Origin of the sequence: Paracoccus benzoatiresistens, assembly GCF_026913015.1 — a bacterium.
Lineage (GTDB): Bacteria > Pseudomonadota > Alphaproteobacteria > Rhodobacterales > Rhodobacteraceae > Paracoccus > Paracoccus benzoatiresistens.
On record NZ_JAPTYD010000003.1, the window covers coordinates 239,748 to 245,953 of the forward strand.

The following is a 6,206-nucleotide window of genomic DNA, read 5'->3' on the forward strand; positions in this document are numbered from 1 at the left end:
AATGATTGTAATATATAGTTATTTTACTTCGGTATGATGGGGGATAATGGTGTTTCCACGTTATAAAACACGAGGGACACCATCATGAACGTCTATCTAGGGCGCGGTCGACACCGCATCGAACTGGAACTTCACCGGCATTGGGTCTGGTACCGGCTGCCCTACATCGGCCAAGGCCATTGGACCAGGAACAGCGGATGGGCTGTTGATGGCTGGCCGGAAGTGGCCGGGGAAGGCCCACAGGTCTGGTGAACCTGGCGCAATGCCACCGGACACTGCAGGGGGATCGCTACGGCGGTCCCTTTTCCATTTCCGGGGGGACTGATCAGGGCAGCGCCACAGGGCCTCTGAGAGAGCCGTGTAGAGCCTCTACGGGCGGAAGCGGGGCAAGGGGACCAAAGCAGGCGGGAAGGGCGGCAGGCGGGCCGCTTAGAGGCAGGGATTGCCCCTTCGACTTCAACAGCAACAACATCCGCGTGATCGACCGGGAGAGCAATGAGCGAAAGTTGGTGATGCCCTGAGGGGCGGCATATCATGGCGGTGTTCACGCGCCGTCAATTCTCAGCCGAGAAAGGGATATGCCACATGCCAGAGAATACCATCACCCAGCTCCCCGATCCATCGGGATTCAGCGCCGATGCATTCACCGACGTCCTGCGCAATGGGGCGCGCAAGCTGATCGAACAAGCGATCCACGCCGAGTTGGCGGTGCTGATGGCCGCCTTTTCCAAGGAGAAGCTTGAGGATGGGCGTGCGCGCCTGGTGCGCCACGGACACTTACCCGAACGCGAGGTGATGACCGGGATTGGTCCCGTGCCGGTGAAAGTGCCGCGGGTGCGCGATCGCAAGTCCGGTGAGGACAAGATCACCTTCACGCCCAGCATCCTGCCGCGATACCTGCGCAAGGCGAAATCAGTGGAGGAGCTGCTGCCCTGGCTTTATCTCAAGGGGGTCAGCACGGGGGACTTCAGCGAAGCCTTGGCAGCGCTTCTTGGCCCCAATGCCAATGGGCTTTCCGCCAAGACGATCACGCGGCTGAAGGCGGATTGGTGGAACGACTATGAGGCTTGGCAAAGGCGCGACCTGAGCCATCGGCGCTTTCTCTACATCTGGGCCGACGGGGTGTATTTCAAACCGCGCATGGCTGAGGAAAGGCAATGCGTTCTGGTGATCGTCGGGGCCGATGAATATGGCCACAAGGAGCTTCTGGCGATGATCGACGGCTTCCGCGAAAGCACCGAGAGCTGGCGTGAGCTCTTGCTCGATCTGAGGCGCCGGGGCCTGAAGCAGGATCCGAAGCTGGCCATCGGCGACGGCGCGCTCGGGTTCTGGACCGCCCTGCGCGAGGTCTTCGCCACCACGCGCGAACAGCGCTGTTGGGTCCACAAGACAATGAACGTGCTGAACGCGCTGCCGAAGTCGCTGCAGGACAAGGCCAAGAGCCATCTCCACGACATCTGGCAGGCTGAAACAAAGGCCGAGGCCGGCGCCGCCTTCGACTTTTTCGTTGAGACCTACGGGGTCAAATACGACAAGGCCGTTGCCAAGCTGGTCAAGGATCGCGAGGCGTTGCTGACCTTTTACGACTACCCGGCCGAACACTGGAAACACATCCGAACATCCAATCCAATTGAAAGCACCTTTGCGACCGTTCGGCACCGCACGAAACGCACCAAAGGTTGCCTCAGCCGCAGGACCGGGCTGGCCATGGCCTTCAAGCTGATGATGTCGGCGCAGGGGAAATGGCGCAAACTCGACGGCCAGAACCGTCTGCCGGAGATCATCCAGGGGGTTGAGTTCCGCGACGGCCTCCGCCAACTTCAAGCCGCCGCCTGATCAGGCGTCACCAACTTTTGCCCATATCTCCGACCGGGACGGTAACCCTTGGTTCGCTGTCGCAGACATCTGCCGAGTGCTTGGCATTTCGAACACATCGGACGCCACGAATTATCTCGATCAGACCGAGGTTAATCGCCTCAAGCTGACCGCAGGCCGTGGCCCCTCGAACCTGATCATCAGCGAGAGCGGCCTCTACAAGCTGGTCCTCCGCAGCGACAAGGCTGAGGCCAAGCCGTTCCAAGACTGGGTGACCAAGGTCGTCCTCCCCGCGATCCGCAAGGACGGAGCCTATGTGGCTGGCGAGGAGAAGGTAGCGACCGGCGAGATGAGCGAGGACGAGTTCATCCTCCGCGCCGTGATCCATGATGCAGCGCAGGAGCATGCTGTATTTTGTGGTATTTCCTTTGAAAAACCACAAGATGATGTCCCAGGGCAGGTTCGGGCGATGGGGCAATTGTTTGAAAAAAGCCCATTTAAGATCAACGGTTTAGATAAGGAATTTGATAACCACCCCCATATGAGGGAGACCCCAATGATTGCTACATCAGATGAACTGAACACCTCACGACCATCGTCCCCAAGTCAGTTCACCTTCAGGTGGCCCTAGAGGTGATCCTGAAGATGCCCTTGATGCGATGGTCCAATTGAAGCTGCAACTGACGACGACAGCCATTATCACCTGACCGTCTTCACCGCCTCGTGGTCTTCCCCTTATCGTCGGGTTGAAGCTGCACCCTACTATGCCGGGCATCGTGACCTGCCCACCGTCACGGCTCTGTAGTCTTCCCGACTGTCCTGGCCCAGCGCCTTCCCCTTGTGTCCTGCCTTCGGCCCTCTTGATTACCCCTCCCACATGAGGGAACCATGAATGTACCTACCTATGGGTTACCTTATCATCTCACGACCATCATCATCCCCAGATCAGTCCCACCTGAGATGCCCGGCCTTGTAGCAAACGCATCAACGTCTGAGGTACCGTTACAGTCTGTTACACCTTATCATGCTGCCATGGAGGCAGAACCATCAACAATGCGCTTCTTGCGCTTCGCAGGCCGGGCGGAGAAGCCTTAGGGTTGATGACAACGAGAGAAACCTGCGGAATAAGGTGAGCCGAGGGAAGTTCACCGCAGGATTCTTGCTCCAATGCTTAGCTACGATGGAAGTAAAGGATTTGCGTCTGTAATCATCCGCATACTTCTTCCGCCGACGCTGGTGTTGTTGCTCCTAACACCGCCTTTATGGATGATGAAATCCACCGCCACCCGCCAGCATAGTGCAGAGCAGGAAGCTGCCCGCCAGATCGAGAGAGCCAACCAATCCATAGAAGAGAAATGTTCCGGCGCTGGCTCACTTATATCGTGCGAAAACGAGGTGATAGATGCCAGCCGCGATTACGAGCGCGGCGAATATGATCTGGCTGCCCAGCAAGACATGGCTCAGTATGCCTTGTTTGGGCTCTTTGTCGCTTGGTCCGGCGTCCTCGTAACCTCTGTGGCGACGTTCTTCGTCTATCGGACGCTTCAAGCGACTTTGGCTGCCGTTGGCGAGGCAGAGAAAGCCACTGCTGTAGCGCGGGATGCCACCCAAGTAACCGCCCGACAGTTCCGTGCATCCTTCAAGCCTTGGATTAACGTCGAACTGCGCGGCCCCTTCTTGGGGGGAGGAGAATGTGCTTCTCAAGTCAGATCGCTGGAGCCTGATGAGGTTGAGCGACCAGTCTCCATCCAAGCCCAGGCTTTCGTGCACAGCATTGGTAGCATTCCAGCCATCATTGACGATTTCGATATTCGGCTCATGGAAGGACCGGAATGGCCTTATGTGCCCAATTCCCCTCGTGAACTAGGAGGGGGGAAAGAAAACTTCTTCGCCATCATGCATGAAGGTCAATCTATTCAGATTGATCCCGAACTTGGCATAACCACTAACCTCGCCCCTCTTGCCGTCATAGTGTTGACCCGAGAAAATTATCGCAGTTTCCGGATGAACCCGCCTCCTATCGTGGGCTGGGTGTCCTACTCTGATCCTCTCGGCGTTCGGTACAAGCATCACTTCGCGTTTGTCGCAAAGCCCGCATGGGGAGATAAATTCCTCCGCTACGGAGGCAGACGGCTCAACTATGAGCGAGAGGTTGAAGACGGCCGGGACCAGCAAGGACCGCACCTTGGAGGGCTTGCTACATAAGGCCGGAGATACCCCTAGAGGTGAATCTGAAGCTGCTTCTGAGTATGGGTGAAGGTCGACGGAAGCCGCACCTAACGATGAGAGCCATCATCATCCAACCATCATCGTTCCCCCATGGTCCCTCTCTCATCGATGGACTGAAGCTGCTCTGATCGCTGCCAGCCTTCATGGCTAGGCCATCACCATCTCACCTTCATTCTTCCGTCATGTCGCCCATGCACCTGCTGGCAGCATTGGCTCCGTGCTGCCTTCAGTGGCGGTGACAGGTCCTGCATGGGCGGCATGACCGAGGAATGATCCTCCATCTTCTCTGTCACAAGGAACCATCAATGCAGAACTCCCATCCCAGTACAGCCACCGCACAACCCATCGATCCGAGTATCGCTGTCCATATCGACATGCGAGGTTGCACCAACCTCTGTGCCATAGCTCGGCACATGGTCCATGAAGGGGCTAACCCTGATGCCCTGGTCTACGCTTGGCGAGGCGAAACGCTGTGCTTCACGCCCATGCCTCTACGTCGATGGGCGGGACTGACCGTGCGGGAAAGCGATACAGTCAGCGTCCGGTTTGGCAAGCACCACCCCATGCCCGAACACCTGCGTCAAAGCGTGATGCGGGGGGCACCGTACAGCCCCATCTACGGGCTGCATGATGTCGCCCTAGCCTGAGCCAACAAAGGCGCTCTAGGGCGCTCACCGTACAACTCTCCGAACGGTCTCGTCTTCGGACCCGATCTTGAGCGCGAGTTGCCTTCCCTTGTGTCCTGCCTTCGACCCTCTTGAGGTTCATCCTCTTGAGGGGTTTTTTCGTCCTCTGGTCTTCCCCTGATCATCAGAATGAAGTTGCACCCCACGATGCCAGCCACCATGATCGGACGACCATCATCGCCCTGTGGTCTTCCCCGATTTTAGGCGTTGGTGGGTGACTGGTGATGACAGCCGCCATCATCGGACCCCATCCTTGTCCCTTGCCCATGCTGAAGCCCTCAGTGACTCTGGAAGGCCACCTACACGCCCGCTGGGGTCTCCCCTATGGCTGCCTAGCCGAGATGAAGAGCGCGTCTGTAGGGCCCTCCCAGTGCCTCTGTGGGCTTCTCTCATGGCGATGTTCTGGTGAGGAGTTCGTGAAGGCAGTTCAGGTAAAAAGCCCTTGGCAGCTTTCCCCCGGTCCTTGCCTGCTACTCAAGCCGATAGGGAGGAGCGGGGCTGAATCACCAAGGGGATTTGCCCGGGGCTATTCCTTGTCAAACCTAGGCAGAATGGGGCAGGCAGCATGGCAGTAAATTTCACCTAAACCAATGAAAATAAACAGTTCTATGATGCTGGTGGAGCCGAGGGGAATCGAACCCCTGGCCTCATCATTGCGAACGATGCGCTCTACCAACTGAGCTACGGCCCCACTGGCGTCCTTTTTGTCCCGGCTGCAGGGAATGTCAAGCGGTTGGCGAAGCGTCGCGGATGATTTCGCGCGGTCTCAGGCCCAGGGCGATCCCGTCACGGCCACGCACGGTCAGTCGGGCGACGGGGAGGGGGGGCGTTGATCCCGGCTGCAGGTGGAAGGCCTGGACGATGCGGGACAGCATCACCACGCCCTCGATCATCGCAAAGCCCGCGCCGGGGCAGACGCGCGGGCCGGCAGAGAAGGGGATGAAGGCATCGCGGGCGCTGGCCTTGCCCTCGGGCCTGCTCCAGCGGCCTGGATCGAAGTCGCCGGGCCGGTCCCAAAGGCGCTCGTGCCGGTGCAGGTGCCAGGGCGACAGGACCAGCTGCGCGCCCTGGCTGACGCGGCGGCTGCGCATTATGGTGGGCCGCCGGGCTTCGCGGACCATCATCGGGACGGGGGGATAAAGGCGCAGCGCCTCGCGGAACACGGCGCGGGTCGTTCGCAGGGCACTGATCCCGGTCATGTCGGGTGTCAGGCCCGCTGCCTCGGCCGCGACGGCGTCCTGCCATTCGGGATGCGCAGCCAGCAGCCACAGCGCCCAGGCCAGGGCCGAGGCGCTTGTCTCGTGCCCGGCCAGGAAGAAGATCGCCACCTGATCCACCATCTGGGGCGCCGAGAAGCATCGGCCGGTCTGCGGGTCGGGCGTGGTCATGATTCGCGTGGCTAGCACTACTTTGGCAGATTTTCCTTGGGGCGTTCTGCGATGAGCCTTTCACAATGAGGGCAGCGCATTGGTGGCG

Annotated in this window: 6 protein-coding genes and 1 tRNA gene; 5 read left to right on the plus strand and 2 right to left on the minus strand. The window is 59.1% G+C overall.

What is annotated here, in order from left to right:
- Positions 1 to 84 precede the first annotated feature (84 nt).
- The 5 genes from OU682_RS04615 (at position 85) to OU682_RS04630 (ending at position 4,020) form a co-directional block, all read left to right on the plus strand.
- Positions 85 to 252 (plus strand): hypothetical protein, encoded by a 168-nt coding sequence (locus OU682_RS04615; protein ID WP_268940887.1) that lies wholly within the window; start codon positions 85 to 87, stop codon positions 250 to 252.
- Positions 253 to 585: 333 nt separating this feature from the next.
- Positions 586 to 1,836: an IS256 family transposase gene (locus OU682_RS04620; RefSeq protein WP_268940888.1), complete on the plus strand. Its 1,251-nt coding sequence runs from the start codon at positions 586 to 588 to the stop codon at positions 1,834 to 1,836.
- On the plus strand, positions 1,793 to 2,446 hold the full coding sequence (locus OU682_RS04625) for a BRO-N domain-containing protein (protein ID WP_268940889.1): 654 nt from the start codon (positions 1,793 to 1,795) through the stop codon (positions 2,444 to 2,446). The genes OU682_RS04620 and OU682_RS04625 overlap by 44 nt, the downstream gene beginning before the upstream one ends.
- A 393-nt stretch (positions 2,447 to 2,839) precedes the next feature.
- Positions 2,840 to 3,022: a DUF6471 domain-containing protein gene (locus OU682_RS24205; protein ID WP_371832203.1), complete on the plus strand. Its 183-nt coding sequence runs from the start codon at positions 2,840 to 2,842 to the stop codon at positions 3,020 to 3,022.
- The gene (locus OU682_RS04630) at positions 2,983 to 4,020 is read left to right on the plus strand and encodes a hypothetical protein (protein ID WP_268940890.1); all 1,038 of its coding nucleotides are present in this window, start codon (positions 2,983 to 2,985) and stop codon (positions 4,018 to 4,020) included. The genes OU682_RS24205 and OU682_RS04630 overlap by 40 nt, the downstream gene beginning before the upstream one ends.
- Before the next feature lie 1,325 nt (positions 4,021 to 5,345).
- On the opposite strand, the gene OU682_RS04635 is transcribed toward OU682_RS04630, so the two are convergent.
- Positions 5,346 to 5,421, minus strand: a tRNA-Ala gene (locus OU682_RS04635).
- A gap of 34 nt (positions 5,422 to 5,455) precedes the next feature.
- Positions 5,456 to 6,118, minus strand: coding sequence for a cytochrome P450 (locus OU682_RS04640; protein ID WP_329609772.1), 663 nt, complete (start codon positions 6,116 to 6,118; stop codon positions 5,456 to 5,458).
- Positions 6,119 to 6,206: the final 88 nt, after the last annotated feature.

Coding starts and splice junctions, on each gene's coding strand:
- OU682_RS04640 (WP_329609772.1), bottom strand. CDS start 6,118: ATGACCACGCCCGACCCGCAGACCGGCCGATGCTTCTCGGCGCCCCAG.
- OU682_RS04615 (WP_268940887.1), top strand. CDS start 85: ATGAACGTCTATCTAGGGCGCGGTCGACACCGCATCGAACTGGAACTT.
- OU682_RS24205 (WP_371832203.1), top strand. CDS start 2,840: ATGCTGCCATGGAGGCAGAACCATCAACAATGCGCTTCTTGCGCTTCG.
- OU682_RS04620 (WP_268940888.1), top strand. CDS start 586: ATGCCAGAGAATACCATCACCCAGCTCCCCGATCCATCGGGATTCAGC.
- OU682_RS04630 (WP_268940890.1), top strand. CDS start 2,983: ATGCTTAGCTACGATGGAAGTAAAGGATTTGCGTCTGTAATCATCCGC.